A 26,350-nucleotide genomic window follows, 5' to 3' on the forward strand; every position below is an offset into this window, starting at 1 on the left:
CCGACCGACAGGGACACCGCATGCACACCATCGACTCCACCGCCCCCGTCGTGGTCAGTCTGACCACGCTGATCGACGCCCCGGCCGCCGGCGTCTGGTCGCTGCACACCGACATCGGCAACTGGCCTGCCTGGAACACCGGGATCGACCGAGCGCGGCTCCACGGCCCGCTGGTGACCGGCACCAGCTTCACCTGGCTCACCCACGGGCTGGACATCACCTCCACGATCGTCGAGCTGGTCCCAGGACAGCGGATTGTCTGGGGAGGGACCGTCCAGGGGATCGTCGGCATCCACGTGTGGACGTTCGAGCAGACCGATGCCGGGACCGTCGTCCACACCGAGGAGTCCTGGAGCGGCGAGCCCGTCGATGCGGTCGTCGAGGAACTCACGACGGCTCTGAAGACCTCCCTGCGGAGCTGGCTCGACTGCCTCAAGGCACGCGCCGAGCAGCCCGCCTGACCTCGCACCCCACGCGTAACACCCCCGTACCACAGCCACTCACGACAACACCCACGACCGAAGCGATCCGAGGAACGAGAACGACGATGACGACTCCGCCGTTTCTGACCGGCCACTACACCCCCGTCGCCGACGAGATCACCGCCACCGGCCTCACCGTCGAGGGCAGCCTGCCCCCTGAACTGACCGGCCGTCTGATCCGCAACAGCCACAACCCCAAGCCCGGCATCACCCCCTCCCACTGGTTCAAGGGCAGCGGCATGGTCCACGGCATCCGCCTGCGCGAAGGCCGCGCCGAGTGGTACCGCAACCGCTGGGTCCACACCCCCGCCCTCGACGGCGCCCCCTACATGACGGACAAGGGTCCCGACCTCACCGCCAGCACCGCAGGCACCCACGTCATCGAACACGCCGGACGCCTCCTCGCCCTCTGCGAGGCCAACCTGCCCTTCGAGCTCACCGCCGACCTGGAGACCGTGGGCGCCCACGACTTCGACGGCCGGCTGCGCACCGCCATGACCGCCCATCCCAAGGAGGACCCGGCCACCGGGGAACTCCACTTCTTCGGCTCCTCCCCGTTCCCCCCGTTCCTGACCTACCACGTCTCCGACGCCAAGGGCGCGCTCGTCCACAGCGCGGAGATCCCGGGGGCGACCGCCTCCCTCAAGCACGACTTCGCCCTCACCCGCCGCCACGTCGTCTTCATCGAGGGCAACGTCACCTTCGACCCGGCCGAGCACTCCGGCATTCCCTACGGCTGGAGCGACACGCAGCCCTCCCGCATCGGCGTCATGCCCCGGGGCAGGGACGGGGCCCGGCACATCCGGTGGTTCTCCATCGAACCCGGCAACATGCTGCACGTCGGCAACGCCTACGAGGACGGCCAGGGCCGGATCGTCCTGGAAGGCCCCACCGTCGACCGCGAGGGGTTCCGGCTCTCCTGGAACTGGTGGGTGGGCGCGCCGGGGCGCGGTGCCGAGCCCAACGCCCGTTCCTACACCCGCCGCTGGGTGATCGACATGGCCGCCGGCACCGTCGACGAGCAGATCATCGACGACCTCGCGGTGGAGTTCCCCACGCTCAACGAGAACTTCCTGGGCGCCGAGCACCGCTACCAGTACGCGGTGTCCTTCCCCGACCAGGAGGGCTTCGGCGGGTACGGCGTGGTCAAGTACGACCGGGTCACCGGCGCCCGCCGCATCCACCAGGTCGGTGACGCGCGGCTGCCCAGCGAGGCCGTCTTCGTCCCTGCGGCAGGCGCGGTCAACGAGGACGAGGGCTACCTCCTGACCGTCGTCTCAGACCTCAAGCAGGACGCCTCACAGCTCCTGGTCCTGGACGCCTCCGGGCTCGACAGGGTCGCCACCGTCCACCTGCCCCGTCGGGTCACCGCAGGTATCCACGGTTCCTGGATCCCCGACGATGCCCTGGACGGTCTCCAGCCCTGACGTAGCCGTGGCCGCACCCGCCGGGGGCGCGGCCACGGCTGGGGTTGCCGGTTCAAAGACCCGGCAACCCCACCACACCCCGGCCCATCACGAACCCGCATGTGCCCGTACCCGCACTTCCTGACCTCGAAGGACGCCCCGTGACCAGTGCCCCCACCGCACCGCCGCCCGTCGCCCCGGACCTTCCGGCGCCTCAAGCGCCTTCTGCCCGCGGGGTCGACAACCGCGCGGCTTACGTCAGTTTCGGGCTCGCCTACGTGCTCGGTCACGGCGCCGCCGCGGCCTCCGGAGGCGACACCCCCTTGATCGCCCTGCCCGGCTGGCTGCCTATGACGCTCCTCGGCACCGGGCTCGTGACCGGCATCGTCCTGGCCACCCTCGCCGCCCTGCGGGCCCAGCGCGGGGCGGCCGCCCCGGACGCGCTGTCCGGCAAACTGCTCGGCGCCGCCTGGATCGTCGCGTTCGCTGCCCTGTTCCTCGCCATCACGGGCTTCACGTCAGTCCTCGACGAGCCGGAACTCCAAAGCGTCCTTTGGCCCGCCGGCTCCGGCCTGATCGTCGGGTTGCTCTACCTCGCCGAAGGCTCCGTACGCCGCAACCTGCTGCACTACGGTCTCGGCGCCTGGCTCGCCCTGGTCTCCACCGCGGCACTCTCGTTCGCGTCCCCCGGCCTCTTCTGGGTCCTCGCCGTCGCGGGCGGCGGTGCCTATGCCCTCGCCGCGCCCCTCGAACACCGCCGCCTTCGCTCCCTCGCGCAATCTCCCCGGCTCTGACAGCCCGGCCCTGAAGGAGGGCCGCCTGCAAAGCCCACGACGGCCTTCCGTAACGAGACCCGGAGGTTCCGACCGACCATGAGCACCGTATCGACCACCGACCTGACCACCGCCCCCTCCTGGACGGTGGGCGAGGTCACCGTCCACCGCATCGACGAGATCCTCCTGCCGCCCGTCACCGGACCCTGGCTGCTGCCCGACGCCACCCCGGACCTCGTCGCCGCACAGGACTGGCTGCGCCCCCACTTCGCCGACGACGAGGGCACCCTCTACATCAACAGCCACAGCTTCGCGTTCACCCTGGACGGCCTGCGTGTCCTGGTCGACACCGGCATCGGCAACGGCAAGGAACGGGCCAACCCCGCTTGGCACGACCTGGACACCGGTTATCTCTCGCGCCTCGCTTCCGCCGGATTCCCACCGGACGTGGTCGACCTGGTGATTCTCACCCACCTGCACGCCGACCACGTCGGCTGGAACACGCGGGGCGTGGACGGTGAGTGGATTCCCACCTTTCCCTACGCCCGCTACTTGACCTCCCGCGCCGAGCGGGAGTTCTGGGCCGGCTACGGCATGGACGAGGCGCGTCGGCAGATGTTCTGCGACTCCGTGATCCCGGTCGAACAGGCCGGACTGCTCGACCTCGTCGACATCCCCGCCGAGGGCATCGACGTCGTCCCGGGCCTGCGTCTGCTCCCCACGCCCGGTCACACCCCCGGCCACGTCGCCGTAGAGCTGACCAGCCGTGGCCGGACGGCTCTGATCACCGGCGACTGCCTCCACCACCCTGTCCAGTTCGCCCACCCCGCCATCGGCGCCTGTGTCGACATCGACCCCGAGCAGTCCGAAGCCTCGCGCCGCACACTGCTCGACTCACTCTCCGACACGGACACCCTGGTCCTGGGCACCCACTTCTCGCCCCCCACCGCAGGCCGCGTCGTCACCCACAACGGCGCCTACCGCTTCTCGCCCCTCCCCACCGACTCGCCCTGACTCGCACCGACTCGACGACGGAGGCGGAGCCGAAGGTCGTTTCCTCCGAGGGTTTCGGCAAGGGGGCCGTCGTCGGTGCCTTCGCCTCCGCGGCGGAACTCACAGGCCAGAACCGGGGGGCGGCCGCGCCCTCGGTGGTTGCCCGCCGGACTACGTGGAGACCGGGCTGATCACCTCTTACCGGCTGGCCCTCGTCAGTCTCCATCAGGCCGGAGCACCGCTCCGCAACGACCGGGTTCCCGCGTGGGGCGCGCGGGGACGGGCGTTCCGGCGATCTCCGCCGTGGGGACGGGCGTTCCGCGGATCTCCGCGACCGTCGTCGGTGACGGTGCGGTCACCGCAGCCGGTCTCCCCTGGCCCGTCGCCGGTCATCGCGGATCCGGTCCTGCCGGTCCCGGCGGCGGATGAAGTCGCCCGGCTCGAGATCACCGTCCACGAGCCGCCCGATCACGAGACCGACGATGCCCAGCCCCAGCACCAGCAGGAAGGCCCAGAAGTCACCGAAATACGCGGCGAACCCCAGCGCCATTCCCGCGATCAAACCCACCACGCCCCTGCTCATCGCGCGCTCCTTCACGCTCCGGCCCGGCCGTTCCTACTGTTCCCGCCTCAGCGCTCTCCGTATGAGCAGGAAGGCGGCGACAGCGACCAGAGCAATCCCTATGAGGATCAGCAGTGCCCCGAGGATGATCAGGATCGTCCCGACCGAGATCAACATCGCCCCCACCAGGATCAATATCGTCCCGATGACGAGAAGAAACGCCGCGAGGACGGTCATGGTTGCCTCCTGCCCCCATTCGACTCTGACCCCTTCCCGTCCGGTTTGTAAACAATTCCGGATGAAATGGTGCAATAAGGCCTAGGATGGCAAATGGGTCAGTGCACTCTCACGTGCCAAGGCCCGGAAGGGCGGTCCCGGTGTGCAAACGCCGGGACCGTTGCACACCGGCCCTGAAGGAGGCGCGATCGGCTCGCCATACCCCCGGGACGAAGGGAAGCGAGCAGCGATGACGGACGGTGGGCGGCAGCCGGACAGGCTCGGGGTGGACCGGTCGGAGGGGTTCGGCGAACGACTGCTGGGTGTGCTGCTGGACCGTGCCCACGAGATGCCGCCGGACCTGATCGCCCCCCTGGTCGCGGAAGAGGTGGCCAGAGTCGGGGGGCGGGAGGTCTCCATCCTCCTTCAGGACTACGAACAGGTGCTGCTGGTGCCGCTGCCGGGCCGGAGGCTGGCGGTCGGCGGCCCCGAGCCGGTCGAGAACTCCCCCGCCGGCGAGGCGTTCCTGACCCTCAGAACGGTGGAGGTGCCGCAGGGCGGCAGTGTGCGGATGTACCTGCCCCTGCTGGACGGCAGCGACCAGATCGGCGTGATGGCCGTCACCCTGGACAGCGTCGATGACGACGACCGGCGGCTGTTGCGCAGACTCGCCGGCCTGGTCGCCGACATGATCGTCACCAAGGACGCCTACACCGACCTGTTCTTCCAGGCCCGCCGCAGCGCTCCGATGAGCGTGGCCGCGGAGATCCAGTGGTCGTTGCTGCCCCCGCTGTCGATGACCGTTCCGCAGGTCGAGGTGGCCGGAATCCTGGAGCCCGCCTACGACGTGGCCGGCGACAGCTTCGACTACGCCCTCAACGGCGACATCCTTCACGTGGCCATGCTCGACGCGATGGGCCACGGGCTGGACGCGGCGACCATGGCGACGGTGGCCGTCGGCGCCTACCGTCACACTCGACGGGCCCATACCGACCTGTCCCAGGTGTACGCGTTCATGGACCGGGCCATCAACGACCAGTTCGGCCACGACCACTTCGTCACCGCACAGATGATGATCCTGGACATCACCACAGGCCGGCTGCAGTGGGTCAACGCCGGCCACCCGGCTCCGCTCCTGATCCGTGATCGCGCCGTCGTGGACCGGCTGGAGAGCCCCACCACCCTGCCCGTCGGCTTCGGCGGCGAGGAGCCGGTGGTCAGCGAGCGGATGCTGCGACCCGGCGATCGGCTGCTGTGCTTCACCGACGGTCTGATCGAGGAGCACCAGACCGGCGGGCAACAGTTCGGTGAGGAGCAGCTCATCGAGTGGACCAACCGGATCCTCCGCGACCGCACCGAGGTACGGGCGGTGGTGCGAGCGCTCTCGCACGCCCTGAAACACGAACGGGGCGGCACCACGACCGACGACGCGACCATCTTCCTCGTCGAGTGGCGAGGCGGCGGCGCCGACCACCTCACGGTCGTCGACTGAGCCCGCGGTGACGGCGCGCCGGGCCGGGGCGCTCACCAGGCTCCCGGCGGAGCGGGGCCGTCACGGCGCACCGCCCGAGGCAGAGGGAAACCGACGTGAGGGTGGCCGACCGGTGGGGACCTCGTGGAGCAGGAAACCGGAGCCGGTGATCTCGATGATGCGGATCATGATCGGTGGCGGATGGTGCAGTCGGAGGATCGTTCCGGCTTCGGTGGCGAGCCCCGATGCCGTGAGGAAGGCGTTGAGTCCGCTGGCGTCGCAGAAGGTGACCTCCGTGAGATCGACGTCCGTGATGCCCATGCCGTCGTTCAGGCACTCGGCCAGCGCGGTGCGCACGAGCGGTGCGGTGGCCAGGTCGATCTCTCCCGCGAGGGTGATCAGCGTGCGGGTGGTGTGGTCGTGCCGGTGGACGTTCAGCCGTGGAAGGGGCATGGCTCCTCGGTTCGGAGTGCCCGTCGGAGATCCGGCGTGGCCGGACCGGGTCCGGCTCTCGCGACGTGCCGCCGATACGGGGGTGTGCGGGGTGGCGAGTGAACGGCCTTTCCACGAGCCCGAGTTGAGGTCATGCGTGGTGGACCGGCCGTACGGGTGCCGCACGAAGCCGGACGGAAGGTCCACGCCCGGCGGGCATCGTGCACTGGAGCGACGGCCGCCCCGGTCTTCCGACACCGGATGCGGGTGGGCCCCGGCCTGTCGTGTGCGCGGCTGCGGCCGGGGTCCCGGACTGCGGACTGTGCTGTCGGTGCGGTCAGTTCCGCCCGTCGGGTGACGGGCCGGGCGAGCCTGGCGGAAGGGTGGGGCTCGCTCCCTCACGCGCGCGCGGGCGGAGTCGCCCGCGTACGCCGGGCCCGGTCTCGCGGCGGCCGGCGCCGCTCGTCGCCGCCCTGCTGCGGGCCTTGCGCCGAGCCGACGGAGCCGGTCCCGCGACAGGCATCCCGGTACGGCCGTAGTGGACGCCGGCCATGCGCTCGCCGTGCTGCGAGTTCAGCAGCCGGATGAGGAGCGCCCCGATCACGATCATTCCCAGGATCGCGGCCACGGTCACGAAGGTCTCCACCGTCCTCACCTTCCCGTCGTCTGTTGCGGCATCGCACCGGTCATGGCCGGCAGCGGTGGAGGTGCGGCCACGTCGCGGGGCTCATGCCCTCCTTCGGAGTCCCAGACCGCTTCCACGGCCCGGTCGGCGTCGCGCAGCACCCGCCGGCGCGCCGCCTCCTCCATCAACCGGCTCGCGGTCGACATGCGGCGTGGGTCACCCGCGGCGGCCATCAGCCAGGCGGCCGTGTCGGGAGCCGTATCAGGCGGGACGACCAAGAGGTTCCAGCGGCCCACGTGGTAGGAGAGCAAGAGCAGTTCATGCGGGTCCTGCTCGGCCAGGAACCAGCCCACGTTCACGACGTGCCCGGCGACGGGCACCTTGCGCGGGATGACCGGCCACTGGGCGGGATTCACCGTGACCCGGGTGATGCGGCCCCACAGCGGATCCAGTACGGCGGTCAAGGACGGGAGTTCCGCCCCGAGATCGCGGGAGCGGGGCCACCAGGCGCCGTCCAGCAGTGCCGGTGCGGAGCCGACGGGAGCCAGCGACAGACGCGGAGAGAGCGGGGAGAGCCGGTCATCGGCTTCGGTCGTCGGCGGTGGGGAGATGGTCGCAGTCATGACGCGAACCCTGCCCCGGGCCGACCTCGGTCGGCCCGGAATATTGAATCGCCGAAAACGACACGAGCCTGAAAGCCGGTGTTCGAAATATCCTCGGTGATTCCAGCGTACTCCTCCCCCGGCCCGACGGACCCGGGTGCGCCGCGGGTCTGACAGCCGGGGCCGGGCCCGGAAGCGTTCCCCGGACCGGCAAGCGAGAGGTCAGCGCAGCTCCGGTGCAGGAGTGGCCGTGGGAGCAGGTCCTTCGTGTTCTCCGGCGATGGCGCCGCCCCGCGCGGCGTCCGCTTCCGGGGCCGGGGGGCTTCCCGACCGCTGAGCGGGGATCCGGGTGGTCCGTACGTAGCCGTAGATCACCGAGGTCATCACCAGGATGAGAAGGGGCCCGGACACCTCCGGATACCGGGCCATCTCCATCGGCAGATAGCGGTACGACAGCAGGAGCGCGATGAAGACCGTGGTGCCGTAGACGACCAGCTGGATTCCCGGCCGGTCCCAGCCGCGTTCGAGCGAGCGCAGTGCCGCCTCGATGGTGAGCACGAACACCACGCCGGCGACGAGGTCCACGCCGTAGTGGTAGCCGAACCCCAGCGTCGCGGCGAGGGTGGCGATCAGCCAGAACGTGCCCGCGTACCGCAGCAGCCGTGGGGCCCTGCGGGAATGGATGTAGATCGCGACGGCCCACGCCGTGTGCAGGCTGGGCATGCAGTTGCGGGGGGTGATCCCGTCGTACGTCATCGGGTGCGGGGTGGTGATCGACGGCCACGTGTGCGGCCACAGGTTGGCCGCCGCCCACTCCACGCCGCCGGTGCCGGAGGCGCCCGGGCCGTAGGCGAAGACCGGTCCGACCACCGGGAAGAGCATGTAGATGCCCGGCCCGAGAAGGCCGATCACCAGGAAGGTGCGCACCAGGTGATGACTCGGGAAGCGGCGCTCGACCACCACGTTGCGCAGTTGGTAGAAGGCGACGACCACCGCGGCCACCGCGAGCTGGCCGTAGACCAGTTGGAGAAGGTGGCTGCTGAACGGGTCGGTGGCCTTGACGATCCGGCCCGCCAGCCACGAGGGGTTGCCCAGCGCGTGGTCGGCGGTCGCCACGTACGGGTCGAGCACCGTCGGGCGGGTCTTCGCCGTGATGAACAGCCAGGTGTCGCCGGTCTTGCGGGCGGCCACCATCAACAGGCCCAGCCCGACGCCCTTCAGCAGCAGGACGCGTTCATTGCCGGTGCGGCGCGTGACGGCGACGACCGCGAAGCCCAGCATCACCCACAGCGCACCGGTGCCGAAGGCGTGGCCGCCGGTCATCCTGGCGTCGACAGCCCAGCGCACCAACAGAAGGACGACGTCGATACCGATCGCGGCGCCGGCCGCGACGAACCGCTGCCGCCAGGTGAGCACCACCATCATCAACGCCAGACCGCCGTACAGCGGCCCCGGCTTGGGGGCGAGGACCAGGGCCTTCACCTGGTTGGTGATCGGCCCCGGTTCACCGTAGCGGCGTGCGGCGATCTCCAGCACGACGAGGAATCCGCACGCCACCACACCCGCCGCGGCCCACAGCATCGCGCGCCGGCGGCGCCGAGCGCCCCACGAAGTCATGCCGCTTATTCGCGAAAACACCCGCGATGCTCTGGCTATCAATCTTTTGGCCGATTCATCCGAATGGCTGGGCAGTTGGAGGGCGATGGCGGGACCACCGCGAGTTCGAACATGCTATCGGAGTGTCGTGACTCGACGGCTGTGCCTGCCGCCCGGCGACGAGTGCGCCGGCGAGCCGGGTCGGCGGACTCGGTCGTGGACCATGGCGAGCTCGCCCGGCTCGCCGGTCTCCTGACGGGTGAGCGTCCACTTACGCCCGCTCCGCGGTGTCGGCGAGCCGGCTCAGCGCGGCCGCCGCCTCCCGCAAGGGAGCGGAGTGGAGTGCGTAGACGCGGCGCTGGCCGGTGCGCTGCGACGCGACGACGCCCGCGCGCTCGAGCGTCTGCGGGTGCTTGGTCGTCTGCGGCTGGCGCGCCTCGGCGAGCCGGGCGAGCACACCGACCGGGCGGGGCCGCTCGGCCAGCAGGTTCACCAGCCGCCAGCGTGCCGGGTCGGCCAGTGCGGTGAGCAGTGCGTCCATGGATGACGAGAATTCCTGACGACGAATATTCCCGTCAGGAATATACCGGGGTCGGGCAGGTCAGTGACATGTCCACGCATCTGTCGCTGGACGCGGCCTGCGCGTGGATGTGACCTTCGTCGCGGGAGGGGCGTTGCGGCACCTCCGCCGCCGTGCCGTCCGTCGACGGCCGGGGCAGCGGCGCATCTCCCGTCGGCGGAGGTCACAGGGCTGGGGCGCGAGGGTGTGACAGGAAGGTCCGTGCCCGCAGAGGTCAATATCTGTGCCGGCAAAATGAGAAATAGAAGCGGGGCCCGCCGAATATTCCTCGACCGCCGCCCGGACCGGAATTTCCGATCGGTGCGGGCCCGATCGCACCGTGCTACTGTCGATCTCAGTTGCAGGTGTGGTTGCCAAAAGGTTCATTTCCTACGGGGTAATCATCACGGCGACACGGAATTCACGAAGGGTGAATTCCTGAAACCGCCTCCGAAGGAGAAACAAAATGGCTACTGGCACCGTGAAGTGGTTCAACGCGGAAAAGGGCTTCGGCTTCATCGAGCAGGACGGCGGCGGCGCTGACGTCTTCGCCCACTACTCGAACATCGCCACCCAGGGCTTCCGCGAGCTGCTGGAAGGCCAGAAGGTGTCGTTCGACATCGCGCAGGGCCAGAAGGGCCCGACGGCCGAGAACATCGTGCCTGCCTGACAACAGCGCTCGCGCATATTTCGCAGCTGGGGCCCGCACCTCTGGGGTGCGGGCCCCAGCTCGCTGCTTTTCCCCGCCGGTCCGACCGGCCGCATCTACTCCGGCTCGTCTCGAGATTCTCTGCGCCGCTCCTCTGCTGCGGGATTTCCTTGCTACGTGCCCGTCAAGGAAGGTCCCGCATGAAGCGTGCCCACACATCCCGTACCCGTGACCGCTTCGGAGGAGGCGACGGCGCCAACCGCCGCTCCGGTGGTCCGCGCCGCTCCGGGGGTTACGGAAACCGGCCGACCGGACGAGCCGTCCAGGGCGAGTTCGCCCCGCCGAAGACGATCACACCCCCGCTGCCCGCCGTCGAGTCGTTCGCCGATCTCGACATGCCCGCGCGGCTGTTGGCCACGCTCGGCCGCGAGGGCGTGACCGCGCCGTTCCCGATCCAGGCGGCGACCCTGCCGAACTCCCTGGCCGGCCGGGACGTCCTCGGCCGTGGCCGCACCGGCTCCGGCAAGACCCTGGCCTTCGGCCTCGCCGTACTGGCCCGGACGGCAGGACAGCGTGCCGAGCCGCGGCAGCCGCTCGCCCTCGTGCTCGTGCCGACCCGCGAGCTGGCCCAGCAGGTCACCGACGCGCTCACTCCGTACGCCCGCTCCGTGAGCCTGCGGCTCGCCACCGTCGTCGGCGGAATGTCCATCGGCCGGCAGGCCAGTGCGCTGCGCGGCGGCGCCGAGGTCGTCGTCGCGACGCCCGGGCGGCTCAAGGACCTCATCGACCGGGGCGACTGCCGGCTGGACGGCGTCGGCATCACGGTCCTCGACGAGGCCGACCAGATGGCCGACATGGGCTTCATGCCGCAGGTCACCGCCCTGCTCGACCAGGTGCGCCCCGGCGGCCAGCGGATGCTGTTCTCGGCCACCCTGGACCGCAACGTCGACCGGCTGGTCCGCACCTACCTGCACGACCCGGTGGTCCACTCCGTCGACCCCTCCGCGGGCGCCGTCACCACGATGGAGCACCACGTTCTCCACGTGCACGACGCGGACAAGCACCGGACGACCACCGAGATCGCGGCGCGCGACGGCCGAGTGATCATGTTCCTCGACACCAAGCACGCGGTGGACCGGCTGACGACGCACCTGCTGAGCAGCGGTGTCCGCGCCGCGGCCCTGCACGGCGGCAAGTCCCAGCCCCAGCGGACTCGGACCCTCGCCCAGTTCAAGAGCGGGGACGTGACGGTCCTGGTGGCGACGAACGTCGCCGCGCGCGGGATCCACGTCGACAACCTCGACCTCGTCGTCAACGTGGACCCGCCCAGCGACCACAAGGACTACCTGCACCGCGGCGGCCGTACGGCCCGCGCCGGCGAGTCCGGCAGCGTGGTCACCCTGGTGACCCCGGCCCAGCGTCGCGGTATGAGCAGGCTGATGACGTCGGCGGGCATCACCCCCCAGATCGCCCAGGTGCGTTCCGGCGAGGCGGAGCTGAGCCGCATCACCGGTGCCCAGGCCCCTTCCGGCGTCCCGGTCGTCATCACCGCGCCGCGCGCGGAACGCCCTCGCGGCGGGTCTGCCTCGCCCCGGGGCCGCCGGGGCCGCCGTCCCGCCGGCCAGGGCCGTCCCGCCGGAGAGGCGGCGCGCCCGAGGGCGCAGCGGCGGACCGGCTTCGGCTCGGCCGCGTAGGCAGAGCCCTGCGCCCGCCGGCCATCCCCTCTCGGCAGGAGACACCCATGACGCCGGTTCTGACGCAGCACCACGCCACGGCCCACGCACCTCGGATCCGTGACGACATGACGGTCGAGGTGGCGCTGTCGCTCATGGCCGGCGCCCGGGTCGACCACCTCGTCCTGTGCGACGGGGACGACCAGAGCACGGGCCTGATCACCCTGGCCCGGCTCAGCCTCCTCCGGGACGCCCCCACCTACACGGACCGAGTCCGTCTCCGGGACATCCCCGAGGGGTGAAACACCGGCGGGTGACCGCCACCGGGAATCAGTGAGGGCCCTGCCGACGCGCGTCGGCAGGGCCCTCACTGTCGTGTCGTGTCGCCGCGCCACCCGTGTGACGACTGGTCCATCCGTGGACTCGTCCACGAGCTCGTCCTCGCGCCCGCACGTGATCCGAGCCACAGGATGCCTGTGCCCACCGGGCTCCAAAATCTACCTTTGCCAGGGTAGACATTGGCTCTCGCCGTGGTTAGTCTTCTTCTCGTAGACATGGTCAGAGGAGACCCGAGGAAGGACGGAGGAGCAGACGCCATCAGGATCGCCCGGCCCGGCAGCGCTCGGTCCGGGTACCGCAAGACCCCGGATTGGATGGTGGTCCCCGGTCACGCAGCCGCGATCCCCGCACCCCTCCCGAAGTCGGGCCGGGCAGCGGAAACAGAAGGTCGGCACTGCATAAGGGCCGACAGATGGTGTTGAATTTCCTTCGGGGCCCTGGTGCCGTACGGCACCAGGGCCCCTCGACGCGTTGTACTACGAGGTGACATGGCAGCAGATACCCCGCTCAGCAATCGTCTGGACGACGATGACTACCCGGCCTACACCATGGGCCGGGCCGCCGAGATGCTCGGCACCACCCCCGGCTTCCTGCGAGCCATCGGTGAGGCCCGTCTGATCACGCCGCTGCGCTCGGAGGGCGGGCACCGCCGGTACTCCCGCTACCAGCTGCGGATCGCCGCGCGCGCCCGCGAGCTCGTCGACAGGGGGACCCCGATCGAGGCCGCCTGCCGCATCGTCATCCTCGAGGACCAGCTCGAGGAAGCTCAGCGCATCAACGCCGAGTACCGCCGTGCCGCGAACGAAGCCTCCGGTGGTTCCGCTCCCGTTTCGAGCTGATCACGTCGAAGCAGGCGGGGCCCGTCACCCGCTCCCTGAAAACCCCAGGTCGGCGACCTGGGGTTCGTTGTCGCCCCGGCCGGTGCGGAAGCCACCCGGGGTGAACCGGCCCCTTGCGTCATCAGGTCAACCGTCCCGGACTCTTGACTCGTAAGGCGGTAGTGGCGATTCTCGTCGCACACTTTGCGAGGTCATGACAAGGCACCCGCGGGGCCGGCTCCCGGTCCCGGCGCACCCGGTTCACCGACCGCGCGACCCGCCGACCGAGGGACGTGGCTGTGACCAGTTCCGGACGCCCGTACCGCCGACGCAAGAACGTCACCGTTGTGTCGCTGCTCCTGCTCGTGCTGTCGATCGCGCTCGGGCCCACACCGAGTGCGGCAGCCGGGAACGACTGGTGGGACCCGACGGCACGGCCCGCGCCGGACTCCCGGATCAACGTCACGGGCGAGCCCTTCACCGGCACGAACGCCGAGGGCGAGGTGCGCGGGTTCGTCGACGCGCACGACCACATCTTCTCCAACGAGGCCTTCGGCGGGCGTCTGATCTGCGGAAAGGCGTTCTCCGAGCAGGGTGTGGCCGACGCGCTCAAGGACTGCCCCGAGCACTACCCGGACGGCTCGCTCGCGATCTTCGACTTCATCACCAACGGCGGCGACGGCAAGCACGACCCGAACGGCTGGCCCACCTTCAAGGACTGGCCCGCGCACGACTCGCTGACCCACCAGCAGAACTACTACGCCTGGATCGAGCGGGCCTGGCGCGGCGGGCAGCGGGTGCTGGTCAACGACCTCGTCACCAACGGCGTGATCTGCTCCGTGTACTTCTTCAAGGACCGCTCCTGCGACGAGATGACGTCCATCCGGCTCCAGGCCAAGCTGACGTACGACATGCAGGCCTTCGTCGACAGGATGTACGGCGGGCCCGGCAAGGGCTGGTTCCGGGTCGTCACCGACAGCGCACAGGCCCGCGAGGTCATCGAGCAGGGCAAGCTGGCGGTGATCATGGGCGTCGAGACCTCCGAGCCCTTCGGCTGCAAGCAGGTCCTGGACATCGCGCAGTGCAGCAAGGCGGACATCGACAAGGGCCTGGACGAGCTGCACGCGCTGGGCGTGCGCAGCATGTTCCTGTGCCACAAGTTCGACAACGCCCTGTGCGGGGTGCGTTTCGACTCGGGCTCGCTCGGAACGGCCATCAACGTCGGGCAGTTCCTGTCGACCGGCACGTACTGGAAGACCGAGAAGTGCACCGGCCCGCAACGCGACAACCCCATCGGCGACGCCCCGGCGGCCGCGGCCGAGGAGAAGCTCCCCGCGGGCGAGGAGGTCCCGTCGTACAGCGCCGACGCGCAGTGCAACGTCCGGGGACTCACCGACCTCGGCGAGTACGCCGTACGCGGCATGATGAAGCGCGGCATGATGCTGGAGATCGACCACATGAGCGTCAAGGCCACCGGCCGGGTGCTCGACATCTTCGAGGCCGAGTCCTACCCCGGCGTGCTCTCCTCGCACAGCTGGATGGACATGGACTGGACCGAGCGCGTCTACGGCCTCGGCGGCTTCATCGCCCAGTACATGCACGGCTCCGAGGGCTTCGTCGCGGAGGCGAAGCGCACGGAGGGGCTGCGGGACAAGTACGGCGTGGGCTACGGCTACGGCACCGACATGAACGGCGTCGGCGGCTGGCCGGGACCGCGCGGGGCGGACGCGCCGAACAAGGTCACATACCCGTTCAAGAGCGTCGACGGCGGCTCGGTCATCGACCGGCAGACCACCGGCGAGCGCACCTGGGACCTGAACACCGACGGCGCCGCCCACTACGGCCTCGTCCCGGACTGGATCGAGGACATCCGCCGGGTCGGCGGCCAGGACGTGGTCGACGACCTGTTCCGGGGCGCCGAGTCCTACCTCGACACCTGGGCGGCCTCCGAGCAGCACGAGGCCGGGGCGAACCTCGCGCGCGGCGCGAGCACATCGGCCAGTTCCTCGGAGTGGAGCCTGTTCACGAGCTACCAGCCGCACCGGGCCGTCGACGGCGACCGCCGCACCCGCTGGGCCAGCGACTGGAGCGACGACCAGTGGTACCAGGTCGACCTCGGCTCCAGCCAGACCGTCCAGCGGGTCACCCTCGACTGGGAGCGCGCGTACGCGAAGTCGTACCGGATCGAACTCTCCACCGACGGCGTGAACTGGCGGACCGCCTGGTCCACGACCGCCGGTGACGGCGGCCTGGACACGGCGCGCTTCGCCGGCACGGCGGCCAGGTACGTCCGCGTCCACGGGCTGGAGCGCGGCACCGGCTGGGGCTACTCCCTCCACGAGGTCGGCGTCCACAGCCGCTGACACCCACGAGAGGGGCTCCATGGCACGGTTGCCGTCCGCCGAGCGGCGGCGACAGCTCACCGAAGCGGCGATCAGGGCGATGGCCCGGGACGGCGTCCCCAGGACGACGACCCGGTCCATCGCCGCCGAGGCGGGCGTCTCGCTGAGCGTCTTCCACTACTGCTTCGACTCCAAGCAACAGCTGATCGAGTCCGTCATCACCACCATCACCGGGCACTACGTGACGGTGGTGAAGGAGGCCATACGGCCCAGAGCCACCCTCGAGGAGACCGTCCGGGCCGGCTTCCAGGCGTACTGGGACCACGTCCGCGCCCACCCGGACGAGCACATGCTCACCTACGAGCTCACGCAGTACGCCCTGCGCCAGCCCGGTTTCGAACATCTGGCACGCCGTCAGTACGAGCTGTACGCCGAGGCGTACACCGAGCTCATCGACCAGTTGCGGCAGACCATGGGCCTGCGCCTTCGGGTACCCGTTCCCGTCCTGGCCCGTTACCTGGCCGCCATGACCGACGGCCTGACGCTCAACTACCTGGTCCTCGGCGACGACTCGGCCTGGGCGGGCATCCTCGACACCGTCACCGCGCACGTCGCCGGGCTGGTGCACGAGAACTGACGGGAGCCTCTCCCGAATTGGTTGTCATGGGAACGCCCCTGAGGGGCATTCGAACAAAACAAGTCGAAAGTGAGGAGAGTACGGCCCGTTCGGTCCGTGCCATCGACAACTGGGAGTTCCCCATGGCGAGTTACGGCGGTTCCTCTGCTGCGTCCTCCGGTTCGCGCACCAACGGCCTGGCGATCGCGAGCCTGTGCTGCGGCATCATCGGCCTGTTCTTCCTGAACATCGTTCTCGGCCCGCTGGCCATCGTCTTCGGTGCCGTCGCCCGCCGGCAGGCGTCGGTCAGGAACGGCGCCGGAATGGCGAAGGCCGGCATCATCCTCGGCATCGTCGACGTGGTCCTGTGGCTCGTACTCCTGGCCGTGGCCACCAGCAACGGCGGCTTCAGCTGGTACGTCGGGGGCTAGGACGGCCTGACGTCCGGTCAGGGGGCCGTCGTGGTCCTCTTGCGGGCGCGGTACGCGGCTGCCTTGATCTTGTTGCCGCAGGAGTCCATCCCGCACCACTGCCGCCGCAGGCCCCGCGAGCGGTCGATGTAGGTGCGGGTGCACTCCGGGTTCCCGCACTCCTTGAGCAGGGGCACGTCCGGGCCGCTCAGGAGCTCGACGGCGTGGCGCGCCACCAGGGAGAGGGCCTCGTCCGGCGTCGCCTGCGTCCATCGCGCCGCCGGAGTGAGCTGGGGCACCGCGGGCGGCGTGCGGGCCGCGTTGTTCACGACGGTCAGCGCCGCCCCGTCGTACTCCTCCCCGAGCCGGCGGGCGGTGACCAGCTGGTAGACCGCTTCCCGTACGGCCCTCGCCCGCTCGACGTCGGCCGCCTGGCCGGGGGAGACCGCGTCGACCAGGCCGGACTCCACGTACCACGCGGTCAGCCGGTCCGGCGACACGAGCATCTCGAAGCGCGCCGAACGGCGGGCTCGGAGCGTGGCGGCGAAGTCGAGGGCCGGGTTTCCGCAGACGAAGACATGGCCGGGGTTCACGTCACCATTCTGACCAGTGACCATACCTCCGGCAAGCCTCAGAGGTGATCGGCGTCGACGACGGCGGCCCGCGCGTAGGCGGCGGGCGCGTAGACGGCGGGCGCCTATCGACTGGCAATGCGAAGTACTGCACCCACCAAGCCACCGCTTGAACCGGTGACACATGGGAGGGCAGTCAGGCCAACGACCCTCGGCCCACGTCTGACGCCCCTTCGGTTCTCGCAGCCCCGCGTCAGGGATCGTCTACCGCTTCTGCGCCCGGTAGCGCCTCATCAGCGCGGTGATCCGCGCCTGGTCCGCCTGGCCGTTGAGTTCGGTAAGGAGGTCGTCCGGGCACAACTCGTAGAAGTCGCCCCACCAGCGGCGCCCCCGGTTGTCCCAGATGCGGTGGCCGCCGGGCACTCACCTGGCCACGTAGCGTCTCCTGCTCATCGCGCCGACCGTACGCGGCCCGGTCCTCGCCGGCCAGTCAATATGCCGCCCGGCAGAACGAAACCCCGGGTCGTGACCCGGGGTTGGTTCCGTCCTGGTGTGCGGGTGGTGGTCAGACGAAGGCGCTCTCGCCCGTGATCGACTTGCCGACGATCAGGGTGTTCATCTCACGGGTGCCCTCGAAGGAGTAGACGGCCTCGGCGTCGGCGAAGAAGCGGGCGATGTCGTGGTCGAGGAGGATGCCGTTGCCGCCGAAGATCTCACGGCTCCAGGCCACGACCTCCCGCATCCGGGAGGTGACGAACGCCTTGGCCAGGGCGGAGTGTTCGTCGCGGAAGATGCCGGCGTCCTGGAGCCGGGCGAGCTGCACCAGCATCCCCCCGGACGCGGTGATGTTGCCGAGGCTCTTGACCAGCAGGTCCTGCACGAGCTGGAAGCCGCCGATCGGGCGGCCGAACTGGCGGCGCTCCCGGGCGTAGTCCAGGGCCAGTTCGCAGGCGCCGACCATGACACCGAGGGCCTGCCAGGCCACCCCGGCGCGGGTCGCGCGCAGGATCTCGGCGACGTCCCGGAAGGAGTTGATGTTCAGCAGGCGGTTCGCCTCCGGCACCCGGACGTCGGTCAGGGTGATCTCGGCGTTCTCCACGATCCGGAAGGCGAGCTTGTTCTCGATCTTCACCGGGTCGAAGCCGGGCATGTCCTTCTCGACGACGAACCCCTTGACGTGGTTGTCGTCGACGTCCCGGGCCCACACCACGACGTAGTCGGCGAAGGTGGCGTTGCCGATCCACTTCTTGGCGCCGCTCAGGACCCAGGTGTCGCCCTCGCGCCGGGCGGTGGTGCGCATGGCCTCGCCGCCCTTGTCACCCCGGGAATCGCCCGAAGGCCTGGTCTGGGCGATCGTGAGGAGCATCGCCGTCGAGTCGGTCCTGGTCGCGCCGACCTGTCACACCGGCTCGGACACCCGGCGGTGGCCGGAGAGCACGACGAGTCCGCCGACGACGGCGAGGCCCGTCAGGACGGTACCGAAGAGCGTCGCGCCGGTGGGCAGGCCCACCGCGTCCATGAGGTAGCCCGTGGACACCGGCAGGAGGCCGGCCGGGATGTAACCGCCCACGTTCAGCGCGGCGTTGGCCTCGGCGAGGCGCCGCGCCGGGACGGTGGCGTTGAGCAGCGACAGACCGCCGAGCTGGCCCATGCCCTGGCCGGCCCCGGCGAGCAGGGCGGAGGCGACGAGCAGCGCGACCGACGAGGCGTGCACGGCGGCGATCAGCGCGGCCATGCTGAGGGTGGTGCTGATCGCACCGGCGGTCAGGATGGTGCGCCGGGGCAGCTTCCGCACGGCGAACTGGACGCCGGTGGCGGCGAGGAACATGACGAACGCCATGGCTCCGGCGACGATCCGGCTGGTGGTGCCGAGCAGTTCGGTCAGGAGGGTGGGGCCGAGCGACAGCACGAAGGACGTGGCGGTGATGCCGGGGGCGAACACCGCGATGCCCAGGGCGAGATGGATGCCGTTGCCGTGCGGTACGCCGGGCACGCGCACCCAGGCGCCCTTGCCGCGGGCGGCGGGACTGCGTACCGGCATGCGCAGCACGGCGAGGACGGCCGTGAGCAGCAGGACCGCCTCGACGACGAAGACGGTGACGATGGGGGCCGGGAGCGCCTCGGACAGCAGGCCGGCGAGCAGCGGGCCGAGGCCGGCCCCGAAGACCATCGCGCAGGAGGCGAGCAGCGCGGCCAGCCGCTTCCGCTCCGGGCCTGCCACGTCCGTCACGGCGGCCATGCCGGCGGAGACGACCGCGCCGACGGCGATGCCGGTGAACAGCCGGGCGACGATCAGTGCGACGACCGTCGTGGCGGTCGCGAAGATCACGCAGGCGGCCAGGGCGAGCGCGAGGGCGGGCAGCAGCACGGGCTTGCGTCCCAGCCGGTCGGAGACGACGCCCGACACGAGCAGCGAGCCGAGCAGTCCGACGATGTAGACCGCGAAGACGACGGTCAGGGTGCCCTTGGAGAACCCGATGTCGCGCTGCCACAGCACGTACAGCGGGGTCGCCGCGTTGGACAGCACGAAGACGGCGGTCACCGGCCAGGCCGCCAGCCACACCCACCAGGTGGGCGTGCGGGCCGCGGCCGGCTCCGGCGGTGCGGGCGTGGCCGGCTCCGGCGGTGCGGCCTGCTGTTCGTCCACCGTCTCGGCGGACAGGGTCCGACTCTCCGACATGGGTTGCTCCCTCCGGCAAGCTCAGTACGAGTCCGTTCGAACTTAGCAGGCAGTACGATTGAACTCGTACATAGGATTTCGGTTACAGGGAGCTGGCTATGTCCGCGACGGTCCGACAGGCGCCGGTCATCAAGGTGGTGCCGGAGCCGGAGAACCTGCCGGAACCGCTGCCCGAGCCGGCGGTCGGGGAGCTGCGGCTGGAGACCGTGCTGGGCGCGCTGAGCGACCCGCTGCGGCTGCGGATCGTGCGCAAACTCCTGCTCGAGGCGGAGGCGTTCGACCACTCCTGCGGCTGGTTCGGCCTCGACCGCCCCAAGTCCTCCCTCACCCACCACTTCAAGGCCCTGCGCGAGGCCGGCGTCACCCGCCAGCGCCAGTACGGCCTGGAACGCCGCAGCCACGTCCGCGTGGACGACCTCAACGCCCGGTTCCCCGGGCTGGTGGACCTGGTGGCGGCCTGGACACCGCCGGACACGCCCTGAACCAGGGCTTGTTCTCCCGGCGCGTGAGGCCGCCTCCCCGCTACGGTTCCGGGGTCGGGCAGCACGAGACGGGGGTCCTACGTCGCCATGGGCATACGCGGGGAAGTACGCGGGCGGTGGGAGCGGGGGCGGGTACTCACGGCGGAGCATCCGCTCCTGGTCGACATCGGTGTCGCGCTGCTCGTCCAGGGCGCGATGACCATGCCGTTCCTCGTGCCGCGCGCGCCGGGGCTGCCGCCGGCGACCTGGGCCGCGTACGGGCTGAGCACCCTCACCGTCGTGCCCCTGGTCTGGCGCAGGCGCGCTCCCGTCGCCGTGCTGTTCGCGGTGCTGGCCGCCAACGCGCTGTACCGGCTGACCGTCGACGGGCCCGGGCAGCCGTTGCCCTACACCGGGCTGGTCGTCGCCTACACCATCGCCGCGCTGTCCGCCCCGCGCAAACGGCTCCTCACCGGGCTCGTGCTGGCGGTCGCCGTGCCGGTGGGGGTGTGGCTCAACACCCGGTCGGCGCGGGAACTGACCTTCTCGCTCTTCGTGTTCACCGCCGCCTATGTGTTCGGGCGGCTGACCGATGCCCGGCAGCGGACCCACCGTGTCGAGGCCGAACAGGCCGCGGCGCTCGAACGGGCCCGGATCGCACGGGAGATGCACGACATCCTGTCCCACGCCGTGAGCCTGATGGTCGTGCAGGCCGAGGCCGGTCCGGTGGCCGTGCGGACCGCGCCCGAGCGGGCCGAGGCCGCCTTCGACGCCATCTCCGCGACCGGGCGGGACGCCATGGCGCAGTTGCGTCACATGCTGGGGGTACTGCGGGAGGACGGTGACCCGAACGACGGCACCGCCCCGCGCGAGCCGCAGCCCGGGCTCGCCGCGTTGCCCCGACTTCTCGACCGGGTGCGCGGCAGCGGGCTCGACGTGGCGTACCGGGCCGTGGGGGAGGCCCGGCCCGTTTCGGAAGCCGTCGGGGCCACCGTCTTCCGGGTGGTCCAGGAGGCCCTGACCAATACCCTCAAGCATGCGGACGCGCGTAGCGTACAGGTGCAATTGACCTACACAGATCGTGAGTTGGAGGTCTGCGTGAGCGATGACGGGAGCAGGCCGCGATCCGTGTCCCGTCGCGGCGGACACGGGCTCGTCGGGATCCGTGAGCGGGCCGGGACCCACGGGGGCAGCGCGGTCGCCGGACCGGGAGCGGGCGGGCGCGGGTTCGAGGTGCGGGTGCGGATTCCCTTCTCCCCGACCGCGGAGGTGGGGTCGTGACGATCCGTGTCGTGGTCGCCGACGACCAGGAGCTCGTGCGCAGCGGCTTCGCGATGATCCTGGACGCGCAGCCGGACATCGAGGTCGTCGCCGAGGCGGGCGACGGCGGCGAGGCCGTCGACGCGGTACGGCGGCACACGCCCGATGTGGCGCTGCTCGACATCCGGATGCCCCGCACGGACGGCATCGAGGCCTGCCGCGCGATCAGCGCGGCGAGCCGGTGCCGGACGGTGATGCTGACGACCTTCGACTCCGACGAGTACGTGTACGACGCGCTGCACGCGGGCGCGAGCGGCTTCCTGCTCAAGGACGTCCGCCGGGACGACCTCGTGCACGCCGTGCGGGTCGTCGCCCGGGGCGACTCGCTGCTCGCCCCCTCCGTCGCCCGGCGTCTGGTGGAGCAGTACACCCGGCCCGCAGCCGCCCGGGCCCGTCGGCCCGATCCCCGGCTGGACGCCCTGACCGCCCGGGAGCGCGAGACGCTGCTGCTGCTCGCGCGCGGCCTGTCGAACGCCGAGATCGCCGCCGAGCTGGTGGTCAGCGACCACACCGTCAAGACGCATGTCGGCAACGTGCTCTCGAAGCTGGGCCTCAGGGACCGGATCCAGGCCGTGATCTGCGCCTACGAGACCGGACTCGTCGCGGCCGGGGATCCCCCGCCCGGGGGAGCGGTCCGGGCCGGTTCCTCCCCCGCGTCGGCGAGGAAGTGACGCCGCAGGACCACCGGCGGGGGCGATCCGCGGAACGGCGCAGCTGCGGAGGATGAAGCCGTCACCTCAACGTCGGATCGCCTCACCGGAGTTCGCCATGAAGACCCGCACCAGCCTCCTGACCGCCGCCGCCCTCGTCGTGGGAGTCGCCGTGGGGCCGTCCGTCCTCCCGGCGGCCGCTTCCGCCCCGGCCGCGTCCACCGCCGCGCGACCGGCCACGGGGCAGTCCCCGAACCCCGCCCTCGAAGCCGCCATCGCCGGACTGCCCACCTCCGACGCCACCGCCGCGCTCGTCCGGGTCGGCGGCACGGAGGGCAGCTGGCACGGCAGTTCGGGCGTGCACGATCTGCGGACCGGCCGGCCCGCAGATCCGGCCGGCCGCTTCCGCGCCGGATCCGTGACCAAGGTCTTCACCGCCGCGGTCGCCCTGCAACTGGCCGAGGAGGGACGGCTGGACCTCGACCGCAGCGCCCGCTCGTACCTGCCGGAGCTGATTCCCGCCTCGTACGGGGGCGTCACCGTCCGGCAGCTCCTCAACCACACGCACGGCATCCCGGCCCCGGACTTCCCCGGCACCACCGTCGAGGAGTGGTACGCGAACCGCTTCCGCGTCCACGACCCCCGGGACATGGTCCGCTCGGCGACGTCGAAGAAGCCCGAGTTCGCGCCGGGCGAGCGGCAGCACTACCTCAATATCGGATACACCGTCGCCGGTCTGGTCATCGAGCGCGCCACCCGCGACTCGTACGAGCGTCAGCTCGCCCGGCGGGTGCTCGGGCCCCTGGGGCTGCGGGGCACCTCCTTCCCGGGGACGAACCCGCGCATCGCCGGGCCGCACAACCACGGCTACCAGACCATGCGGCTCGACGACGGCACGACCGGTCTCCGGGACGTCTCCGCGTGGGGGTCCACGGACGCGTGGGCGGCCGGGAACATCGTCTCGACCACCGCGGACCTGGAGCGGTTCACCGGCGCCCTGTTCCGGGGGCGGATCGTGCGCGGGCCGCTGCTCCAGGAGATGTTCACACTGCCGGAGGTGACCGACTTCAGGACCGGGAAGCCGGCCGCCTACTCCGCCGGTCTGTCCATGAAGGTGCTGGGCGGGCGCGAGGTCTGGGGCAAGACGGGCGGGCGCTGGGGCTACAACGCCGCCATCGCCTCCACCCGTGACGGCTCCCGCACCCTCGTCTACAGCGTCAACTCCACCGACGCCAAGGGCCAGGACATGAACAGGACCGCCGAGGCCCTCATGGTGGCCACCTACGGCAGGCCGTAGGCCGGCGATCAGTACGGCGACGACGACCGCGCCCGCCGCTGCCGGCCCCATCTTGGTGAGCATCGGGATGCCGACCACGGCGAGCCCGGCCAGCGCGATCACGACGGTGAGCCCGGCGAACACGACCGCGGAACCGGCCGTACCGACGGCGGTCCCGGTCGCCTCCTGCGGCGTACGGCCCCTGGCGCGCTCCTCCCGGTAGCGGGAGACGACGAACAGCGCGCAGTCGATGCCGACGGCGAGGCCCAGCATCATCGCCAGGGTGCCGGTGGTCGTGGACAGGCCCAGAGCACTGGACAGGGCGAGGATCGTGGCCATGCTGACGCCGACACCGACCACGGCCGTCAGCCGGGGCAGCCCGGCGGCGGCCGGCGAGCCGAACGTGACCAGGAGCACGACGGCGGCGATCGCGACGCCGATCACCTCGGCCGTGCCGCCCGGCCCGCCCTCGGCGGCCGGCGCGGTACCGCCCGCCTCGACGGTCAGCCCGGCGTCCCGGGCCTGGTCGACGGCCAGCTCCAGATGGCTGCGGCAGGCGGCGGTGAGGTCATGGGCGCCGACCGTGTAGGTGACCGTCGCGAAGGCCGTCGTGCCGTCCTCGCTGATCGTCTTCGCCCGGAACGGGGCGACGGCGCTCGCCGTGCGCCAAGCCTGTCCGTGGGCGGGCGGTCCCGTCGTCGTGCGCCTGCCGACATTCCGCGGTACTCGGATACGCAGTCCGAACGGAGGGGCGTCTCCATCTCGGGTATGAGATTCCCGAGCCATCCGACGCCGCCTGTGCTACCTTGGCTGGTGTTGCAGTTTTGGTTCCCAGAGACTTCGAGTGCTCTATCGACCTTTGTCGACGAGCACTCTTTTTGTTTCCGAGGATTTTCGGATCTCTCCGGAGGGTGATCATCACAGCGACCCCGAATCCGCAAAGTGCGGATCTCGGGTACTGCCCCCCAAGGGAGATACACATGGCAACTGGCACCGTGAAGTGGTTCAACGCGGAAAAGGGCTTCGGCTTCATCGAGCAGGAGGGTGGCGGCCCGGACGTGTTCGCCCACTACTCGAACATCGCCACCTCCGGCTTCCGCGAGCTTCAGGAAGGCCAGAAGGTTACCTTCGACGTCACGCAGGGCCAGAAGGGCCCGCAGGCCGAGAACATCGTTCCCGCCTGACGCGTACGCGAATGCCCTGAACCGGGGCCTGCACCCTCGCGGTGCGGGCCCCGGCTCGTTTTGCTCTGCTCCGGCTCAACTCTTGCGAATCCTGCGGCTCTTCGGCGCCGCCGCGCATTCCTCGACGCGTGCCGCATCGAGGAAGGTTCCTCTTGGACCGCACTGCTCGCAAGAACAACAACTCCTCCCACTCCCGTGGCAACGGGTTCCGGTCCCGTAAGTCGGGCGGCGGGAGCACCGCTTCCCGTCCGGCGGGCGGCGGCCGCGGTGGGCGCCGCCCCGCCCCCAGCCGGGAATTCACACCGCCCGTCACCGTCACCCCGGCGCTGCCGGCCGTCGAGGCGTTCGACGACCTCGACCTGCCCGAGCGGCTGCTGGCCGCGCTGCGCGCCGAGGGGCTGACCGCGCCGTTCCCGATCCAGGCGGCGACGCTGCCGAACTCACTGGCCGGCCGGGACGTCCTCGGCCGTGGCCGCACCGGCTCCGGCAAGACCCTGGCCTTCGGCCTCGCCCTGCTGGCCCGCGTCGACGGGCAGCGCGCCGAGGCCCGGCAGCCCCTGGCCCTCGTCCTCGTGCCCACGCGCGAGCTGGCCCAGCAGGTCACCGACGCCCTCACCCCCTTCGCCCGCGCGCTGCGGCTGCGGCTCGCCACGGTGGTCGGCGGCATGCCGATCGGCCGGCAGGCGAACGCGCTGCGCACCGGCGCCGAGGTCGTCGTCGCGACGCCCGGCCGGCTCAAGGACCTCATAGACCGAGGCGACTGCCGCCTGGACCACGTCGACATCACCGTCCTCGACGAGGCCGACCAGATGACCGACATGGGCTTCATGCCGCAGGTCACCGCCCTGCTCGACCAGGTGCGCCCCGGCGGCCAGCGGATGCTGTTCTCGGCCACCCTGGACCGCAACGTCGACCGGCTGGTCCGCACCTACCTGCACGACCCGGTGGTCCACTCCGTCGACCCCTCCGCGGGCGCCGTCACCACGATGGAGCACCACCTGCTGCACGTGGAGGACGACGACAAGCACGCCACCACGACCCGGATCGCCGCCCGCGACGGACGCGTGATCATGTTCCTGGACACCAAGCACGCCGCCGACCGGCTGGCCAAGAAGCTGCTGGCCGTCGGCGTGCGCGCGATGGCCCTGCACGGCGGCAAGTCCCAGTCCCAGCGGACCAGGACCCTGGCCCGCTTCAAGGACGGTCAGGTCTCGGTCCTGGTGGCCACCAACGTCGCCGCCCGCGGCATCCACGTCGACAACCTCGACCTCGTCGTCAACGTGGACCCGCCCGGCGACCACAAGGACTACCTGCACCGCGGCGGCCGTACCGCGCGGGCCGGCGAGTCCGGCACCGTGGTCACGCTCGTCCTGCCCCACCAGCGCCGCGAGATGACCCGGCTGATGGCCGACGCCGGCATCACCCCGCAGGTCACCCGGGTCCGCTCGGGCGAGGACGAACTGAGCCGCATCACCGGGGCGCAGGAGCCCTCGGGCGTGCCCGTCGTCCTCACCCCGCCGGCCGCCGAGAAGCCCCCCGCGCGCACGGGTTCCGCCCCGAACGCACGGCGGGGCAGGCCGTCCCGGGGCCGCCGCCGCTGAACCGGCCGCCGAGCCCTGGCTATGGCCCGGCGACAGCCGCAG

At 70.9% G+C, this 26,350-nt stretch carries 27 protein-coding genes and 3 pseudogenes; 18 read left to right on the forward strand and 12 right to left on the reverse strand.

Features of this window, described 5'->3' with window-relative positions; all coding sequences use genetic code 11:
• The first annotated feature begins 20 nt into the window (after nucleotides 1-20).
• The 4 genes from G3I77_RS11225 (at nucleotide 21) to G3I77_RS11240 (ending at nucleotide 3,675) form a co-directional block, all read left to right on the forward strand.
• The gene (locus tag G3I77_RS11225) at nucleotides 21-461 is read left to right on the forward strand and encodes an SRPBCC family protein (protein ID WP_248502765.1); all 441 of its coding nucleotides are present in this window, start codon (nucleotides 21-23) and stop codon (nucleotides 459-461) included.
• Nucleotides 462-547: 86 nt separating this feature from the next.
• The gene (locus tag G3I77_RS11230) at nucleotides 548-1,909 is read left to right on the forward strand and encodes a carotenoid oxygenase family protein (protein ID WP_248502766.1); all 1,362 of its coding nucleotides are present in this window, start codon (nucleotides 548-550) and stop codon (nucleotides 1,907-1,909) included.
• A gap of 140 nt (nucleotides 1,910-2,049) precedes the next feature.
• Nucleotides 2,050-2,682, forward strand: a complete 633-nt coding sequence (locus G3I77_RS11235) for an ABC transporter permease (protein WP_248502767.1) — start codon at nucleotides 2,050-2,052, stop codon at nucleotides 2,680-2,682.
• A 78-nt stretch (nucleotides 2,683-2,760) separates the two neighbouring features.
• Complete coding sequence (locus G3I77_RS11240) at nucleotides 2,761-3,675, forward strand: MBL fold metallo-hydrolase (RefSeq protein ID WP_248502768.1); 915 nt, start codon at nucleotides 2,761-2,763, stop codon at nucleotides 3,673-3,675.
• 334 nt (nucleotides 3,676-4,009) lie between these two features.
• On the opposite strand, the gene G3I77_RS11245 is transcribed toward G3I77_RS11240, so the two are convergent.
• Nucleotides 4,010-4,237 (reverse strand): hypothetical protein, encoded by a 228-nt coding sequence (locus G3I77_RS11245; protein WP_248502769.1) that lies wholly within the window; start codon nucleotides 4,235-4,237, stop codon nucleotides 4,010-4,012.
• Between the two features lie 33 nt (nucleotides 4,238-4,270).
• Nucleotides 4,271-4,453 carry a hypothetical protein gene (locus tag G3I77_RS11250; protein WP_248502771.1) on the reverse strand — a complete coding sequence of 61 codons (183 nt, stop codon included), beginning with the start codon at nucleotides 4,451-4,453 and terminating at the stop codon, nucleotides 4,271-4,273.
• A 229-nt stretch (nucleotides 4,454-4,682) separates the two neighbouring features.
• Here G3I77_RS11250 and G3I77_RS11255 point away from each other — a divergent pair, with 229 nt between their 5' ends.
• Nucleotides 4,683-5,924, forward strand: coding sequence for a PP2C family protein-serine/threonine phosphatase (locus G3I77_RS11255; protein ID WP_248502773.1), 1,242 nt, complete (start codon nucleotides 4,683-4,685; stop codon nucleotides 5,922-5,924).
• 60 nt (nucleotides 5,925-5,984) lie between these two features.
• Here G3I77_RS11255 and G3I77_RS11260 read toward each other — a convergent pair whose 3' ends face one another.
• The 5 genes and pseudogenes from G3I77_RS11260 to G3I77_RS11280 all read right to left on the reverse strand — a co-directional run.
• Entirely contained in the window at nucleotides 5,985-6,356 is a 372-nt protein-coding gene (locus tag G3I77_RS11260; RefSeq protein WP_248502775.1) for an STAS domain-containing protein, read from the reverse strand.
• A 316-nt stretch (nucleotides 6,357-6,672) separates the two neighbouring features.
• Nucleotides 6,673-6,981 carry a hypothetical protein gene (locus G3I77_RS11265; protein WP_248502777.1) on the reverse strand — a complete coding sequence of 103 codons (309 nt, stop codon included), beginning with the start codon at nucleotides 6,979-6,981 and terminating at the stop codon, nucleotides 6,673-6,675.
• Between the two features lie 5 nt (nucleotides 6,982-6,986).
• On the reverse strand, nucleotides 6,987-7,583 hold the full coding sequence (locus G3I77_RS11270; RefSeq protein WP_248502778.1) for a DUF5994 family protein: 597 nt from the start codon (nucleotides 7,581-7,583) through the stop codon (nucleotides 6,987-6,989).
• A gap of 201 nt (nucleotides 7,584-7,784) precedes the next feature.
• Nucleotides 7,785-9,179 (reverse strand): phosphatase PAP2 family protein, encoded by a 1,395-nt coding sequence (locus tag G3I77_RS11275; protein WP_248502780.1) that lies wholly within the window; start codon nucleotides 9,177-9,179, stop codon nucleotides 7,785-7,787.
• 253 nt (nucleotides 9,180-9,432) lie between these two features.
• Nucleotides 9,433-9,699: pseudogene (locus tag G3I77_RS11280) on the reverse strand (ArsR/SmtB family transcription factor); the annotation flags it as partial.
• A gap of 484 nt (nucleotides 9,700-10,183) precedes the next feature.
• Between G3I77_RS11280 and G3I77_RS11285 the strand changes: the two are divergent.
• The 7 genes from G3I77_RS11285 to G3I77_RS11315 all read left to right on the forward strand — a co-directional run bounded on the left by G3I77_RS11285 (nucleotide 10,184) and on the right by G3I77_RS11315 (nucleotide 16,585).
• A complete protein-coding gene (locus tag G3I77_RS11285) occupies nucleotides 10,184-10,387 on the forward strand; it encodes a cold-shock protein (protein ID WP_028799214.1) in 204 nt (67 codons plus the stop codon).
• Nucleotides 10,388-10,566: 179 nt separating this feature from the next.
• Nucleotides 10,567-12,060, forward strand: a complete 1,494-nt coding sequence (locus tag G3I77_RS11290; RefSeq protein WP_248502781.1) for a DEAD/DEAH box helicase — start codon at nucleotides 10,567-10,569, stop codon at nucleotides 12,058-12,060.
• A 47-nt stretch (nucleotides 12,061-12,107) separates the two neighbouring features.
• Nucleotides 12,108-12,341, forward strand: coding sequence for a CBS domain-containing protein (locus tag G3I77_RS11295; protein WP_248502782.1), 234 nt, complete (start codon nucleotides 12,108-12,110; stop codon nucleotides 12,339-12,341).
• A 525-nt stretch (nucleotides 12,342-12,866) separates the two neighbouring features.
• Entirely contained in the window at nucleotides 12,867-13,217 is a 351-nt protein-coding gene (locus G3I77_RS11300) for a MerR family transcriptional regulator (RefSeq protein WP_248502783.1), read from the forward strand.
• 278 nt (nucleotides 13,218-13,495) lie between these two features.
• On the forward strand, nucleotides 13,496-15,559 hold the full coding sequence (locus tag G3I77_RS11305; protein ID WP_248502784.1) for a discoidin domain-containing protein: 2,064 nt from the start codon (nucleotides 13,496-13,498) through the stop codon (nucleotides 15,557-15,559).
• Nucleotides 15,560-15,578: 19 nt separating this feature from the next.
• Entirely contained in the window at nucleotides 15,579-16,175 is a 597-nt protein-coding gene (locus G3I77_RS11310; RefSeq protein WP_248502785.1) for a TetR/AcrR family transcriptional regulator, read from the forward strand.
• A gap of 122 nt (nucleotides 16,176-16,297) precedes the next feature.
• Nucleotides 16,298-16,585, forward strand: coding sequence for a DUF4190 domain-containing protein (locus G3I77_RS11315; protein ID WP_248502786.1), 288 nt, complete (start codon nucleotides 16,298-16,300; stop codon nucleotides 16,583-16,585).
• Nucleotides 16,586-16,602: 17 nt separating this feature from the next.
• Here the strand turns inward: G3I77_RS11315 and G3I77_RS11320 are convergent, their stop codons facing one another.
• From G3I77_RS11320 to G3I77_RS11335, 4 genes and pseudogenes are all read right to left on the reverse strand, one after another.
• Nucleotides 16,603-17,157 (reverse strand): CGNR zinc finger domain-containing protein, encoded by a 555-nt coding sequence (locus tag G3I77_RS11320; RefSeq protein ID WP_248502787.1) that lies wholly within the window; start codon nucleotides 17,155-17,157, stop codon nucleotides 16,603-16,605.
• A 243-nt stretch (nucleotides 17,158-17,400) separates the two neighbouring features.
• Nucleotides 17,401-17,559, reverse strand: coding sequence for a hypothetical protein (locus G3I77_RS11325; protein WP_248502788.1), 159 nt, complete (start codon nucleotides 17,557-17,559; stop codon nucleotides 17,401-17,403).
• A 142-nt stretch (nucleotides 17,560-17,701) separates the two neighbouring features.
• A pseudogene (locus G3I77_RS11330) lies at nucleotides 17,702-18,487 on the reverse strand (acyl-CoA dehydrogenase family protein); the annotation flags it as partial.
• A 48-nt stretch (nucleotides 18,488-18,535) separates the two neighbouring features.
• Nucleotides 18,536-19,816, reverse strand: a complete 1,281-nt coding sequence (locus tag G3I77_RS11335; RefSeq protein WP_248502789.1) for an MFS transporter — start codon at nucleotides 19,814-19,816, stop codon at nucleotides 18,536-18,538.
• Nucleotides 19,817-19,914: 98 nt separating this feature from the next.
• On the opposite strand from G3I77_RS11335, the gene G3I77_RS11340 reads away from it, so the two are divergent.
• The 4 genes from G3I77_RS11340 (at nucleotide 19,915) to G3I77_RS11355 (ending at nucleotide 23,544) form a co-directional block, all read left to right on the forward strand.
• A complete protein-coding gene (locus G3I77_RS11340) occupies nucleotides 19,915-20,298 on the forward strand; it encodes a helix-turn-helix transcriptional regulator (RefSeq protein WP_248502791.1) in 384 nt (127 codons plus the stop codon).
• Between the two features lie 87 nt (nucleotides 20,299-20,385).
• Nucleotides 20,386-21,558 carry a sensor histidine kinase gene (locus G3I77_RS11345; RefSeq protein ID WP_248502793.1) on the forward strand — a complete coding sequence of 391 codons (1,173 nt, stop codon included), beginning with the start codon at nucleotides 20,386-20,388 and terminating at the stop codon, nucleotides 21,556-21,558.
• The gene (locus G3I77_RS11350; protein ID WP_248502795.1) at nucleotides 21,555-22,268 is read left to right on the forward strand and encodes a response regulator transcription factor; all 714 of its coding nucleotides are present in this window, start codon (nucleotides 21,555-21,557) and stop codon (nucleotides 22,266-22,268) included. The genes G3I77_RS11345 and G3I77_RS11350 overlap by 4 nt, the downstream gene beginning before the upstream one ends.
• A gap of 97 nt (nucleotides 22,269-22,365) precedes the next feature.
• On the forward strand, nucleotides 22,366-23,544 hold the full coding sequence (locus tag G3I77_RS11355) for a serine hydrolase (RefSeq protein WP_248502797.1): 1,179 nt from the start codon (nucleotides 22,366-22,368) through the stop codon (nucleotides 23,542-23,544).
• Here G3I77_RS11355 and G3I77_RS11360 read toward each other — a convergent pair.
• Nucleotides 23,524-24,189 (reverse strand): annotated as a pseudogene (locus G3I77_RS11360) (MMPL family transporter); the annotation flags it as partial. The gene G3I77_RS11355 and the pseudogene G3I77_RS11360 sit on opposite strands and share 21 nt — an antisense overlap.
• A 314-nt stretch (nucleotides 24,190-24,503) precedes the next feature.
• Between G3I77_RS11360 and G3I77_RS11365 the strand changes: the two are divergent.
• Entirely contained in the window at nucleotides 24,504-24,707 is a 204-nt protein-coding gene (locus G3I77_RS11365; protein WP_030846597.1) for a cold-shock protein, read from the forward strand.
• A gap of 152 nt (nucleotides 24,708-24,859) precedes the next feature.
• Nucleotides 24,860-26,308 (forward strand): DEAD/DEAH box helicase, encoded by a 1,449-nt coding sequence (locus G3I77_RS11370; RefSeq protein ID WP_248502799.1) that lies wholly within the window; start codon nucleotides 24,860-24,862, stop codon nucleotides 26,306-26,308.
• Nucleotides 26,309-26,350 lie beyond the last annotated feature (42 nt).

Source organism: Streptomyces sp. D2-8 (assembly GCF_023184515.1).
Taxonomy (GTDB): Bacteria; Actinomycetota; Actinomycetes; order Streptomycetales; family Streptomycetaceae; genus Streptomyces.

Bases quoted from the DNA above. Each gene is read 5' to 3' on its own strand.
- G3I77_RS11225 (WP_248502765.1), top strand. From the start codon at position 21: ATGCACACCATCGACTCCACCGCCCCCGTCGTGGTCAGTCTGACCACG.
- G3I77_RS11340 (WP_248502791.1), top strand. From the start codon at position 19,915: ATGTCCGCGACGGTCCGACAGGCGCCGGTCATCAAGGTGGTGCCGGAG.
- G3I77_RS11295 (WP_248502782.1), top strand. From the start codon at position 12,108: ATGACGCCGGTTCTGACGCAGCACCACGCCACGGCCCACGCACCTCGG.
- G3I77_RS11230 (WP_248502766.1), top strand. From the start codon at position 548: ATGACGACTCCGCCGTTTCTGACCGGCCACTACACCCCCGTCGCCGAC.
- G3I77_RS11240 (WP_248502768.1), top strand. From the start codon at position 2,761: ATGAGCACCGTATCGACCACCGACCTGACCACCGCCCCCTCCTGGACG.
- G3I77_RS11345 (WP_248502793.1), top strand. From the start codon at position 20,386: ATGGGCATACGCGGGGAAGTACGCGGGCGGTGGGAGCGGGGGCGGGTA.
- G3I77_RS11315 (WP_248502786.1), top strand. From the start codon at position 16,298: ATGGCGAGTTACGGCGGTTCCTCTGCTGCGTCCTCCGGTTCGCGCACC.
- G3I77_RS11285 (WP_028799214.1), top strand. From the start codon at position 10,184: ATGGCTACTGGCACCGTGAAGTGGTTCAACGCGGAAAAGGGCTTCGGC.
- G3I77_RS11365 (WP_030846597.1), top strand. From the start codon at position 24,504: ATGGCAACTGGCACCGTGAAGTGGTTCAACGCGGAAAAGGGCTTCGGC.
- G3I77_RS11335 (WP_248502789.1), bottom strand. From the start codon at position 19,816: ATGTCGGAGAGTCGGACCCTGTCCGCCGAGACGGTGGACGAACAGCAG.
- G3I77_RS11275 (WP_248502780.1), bottom strand. From the start codon at position 9,179: ATGACTTCGTGGGGCGCTCGGCGCCGCCGGCGCGCGATGCTGTGGGCC.
- G3I77_RS11310 (WP_248502785.1), top strand. From the start codon at position 15,579: ATGGCACGGTTGCCGTCCGCCGAGCGGCGGCGACAGCTCACCGAAGCG.
- G3I77_RS11250 (WP_248502771.1), bottom strand. From the start codon at position 4,453: ATGACCGTCCTCGCGGCGTTTCTTCTCGTCATCGGGACGATATTGATC.
- G3I77_RS11245 (WP_248502769.1), bottom strand. From the start codon at position 4,237: ATGAGCAGGGGCGTGGTGGGTTTGATCGCGGGAATGGCGCTGGGGTTC.
- G3I77_RS11255 (WP_248502773.1), top strand. From the start codon at position 4,683: ATGACGGACGGTGGGCGGCAGCCGGACAGGCTCGGGGTGGACCGGTCG.
- G3I77_RS11290 (WP_248502781.1), top strand. From the start codon at position 10,567: ATGAAGCGTGCCCACACATCCCGTACCCGTGACCGCTTCGGAGGAGGC.
- G3I77_RS11300 (WP_248502783.1), top strand. From the start codon at position 12,867: ATGGCAGCAGATACCCCGCTCAGCAATCGTCTGGACGACGATGACTAC.
- G3I77_RS11270 (WP_248502778.1), bottom strand. From the start codon at position 7,583: ATGACTGCGACCATCTCCCCACCGCCGACGACCGAAGCCGATGACCGG.
- G3I77_RS11260 (WP_248502775.1), bottom strand. From the start codon at position 6,356: ATGCCCCTTCCACGGCTGAACGTCCACCGGCACGACCACACCACCCGC.
- G3I77_RS11355 (WP_248502797.1), top strand. From the start codon at position 22,366: ATGAAGACCCGCACCAGCCTCCTGACCGCCGCCGCCCTCGTCGTGGGA.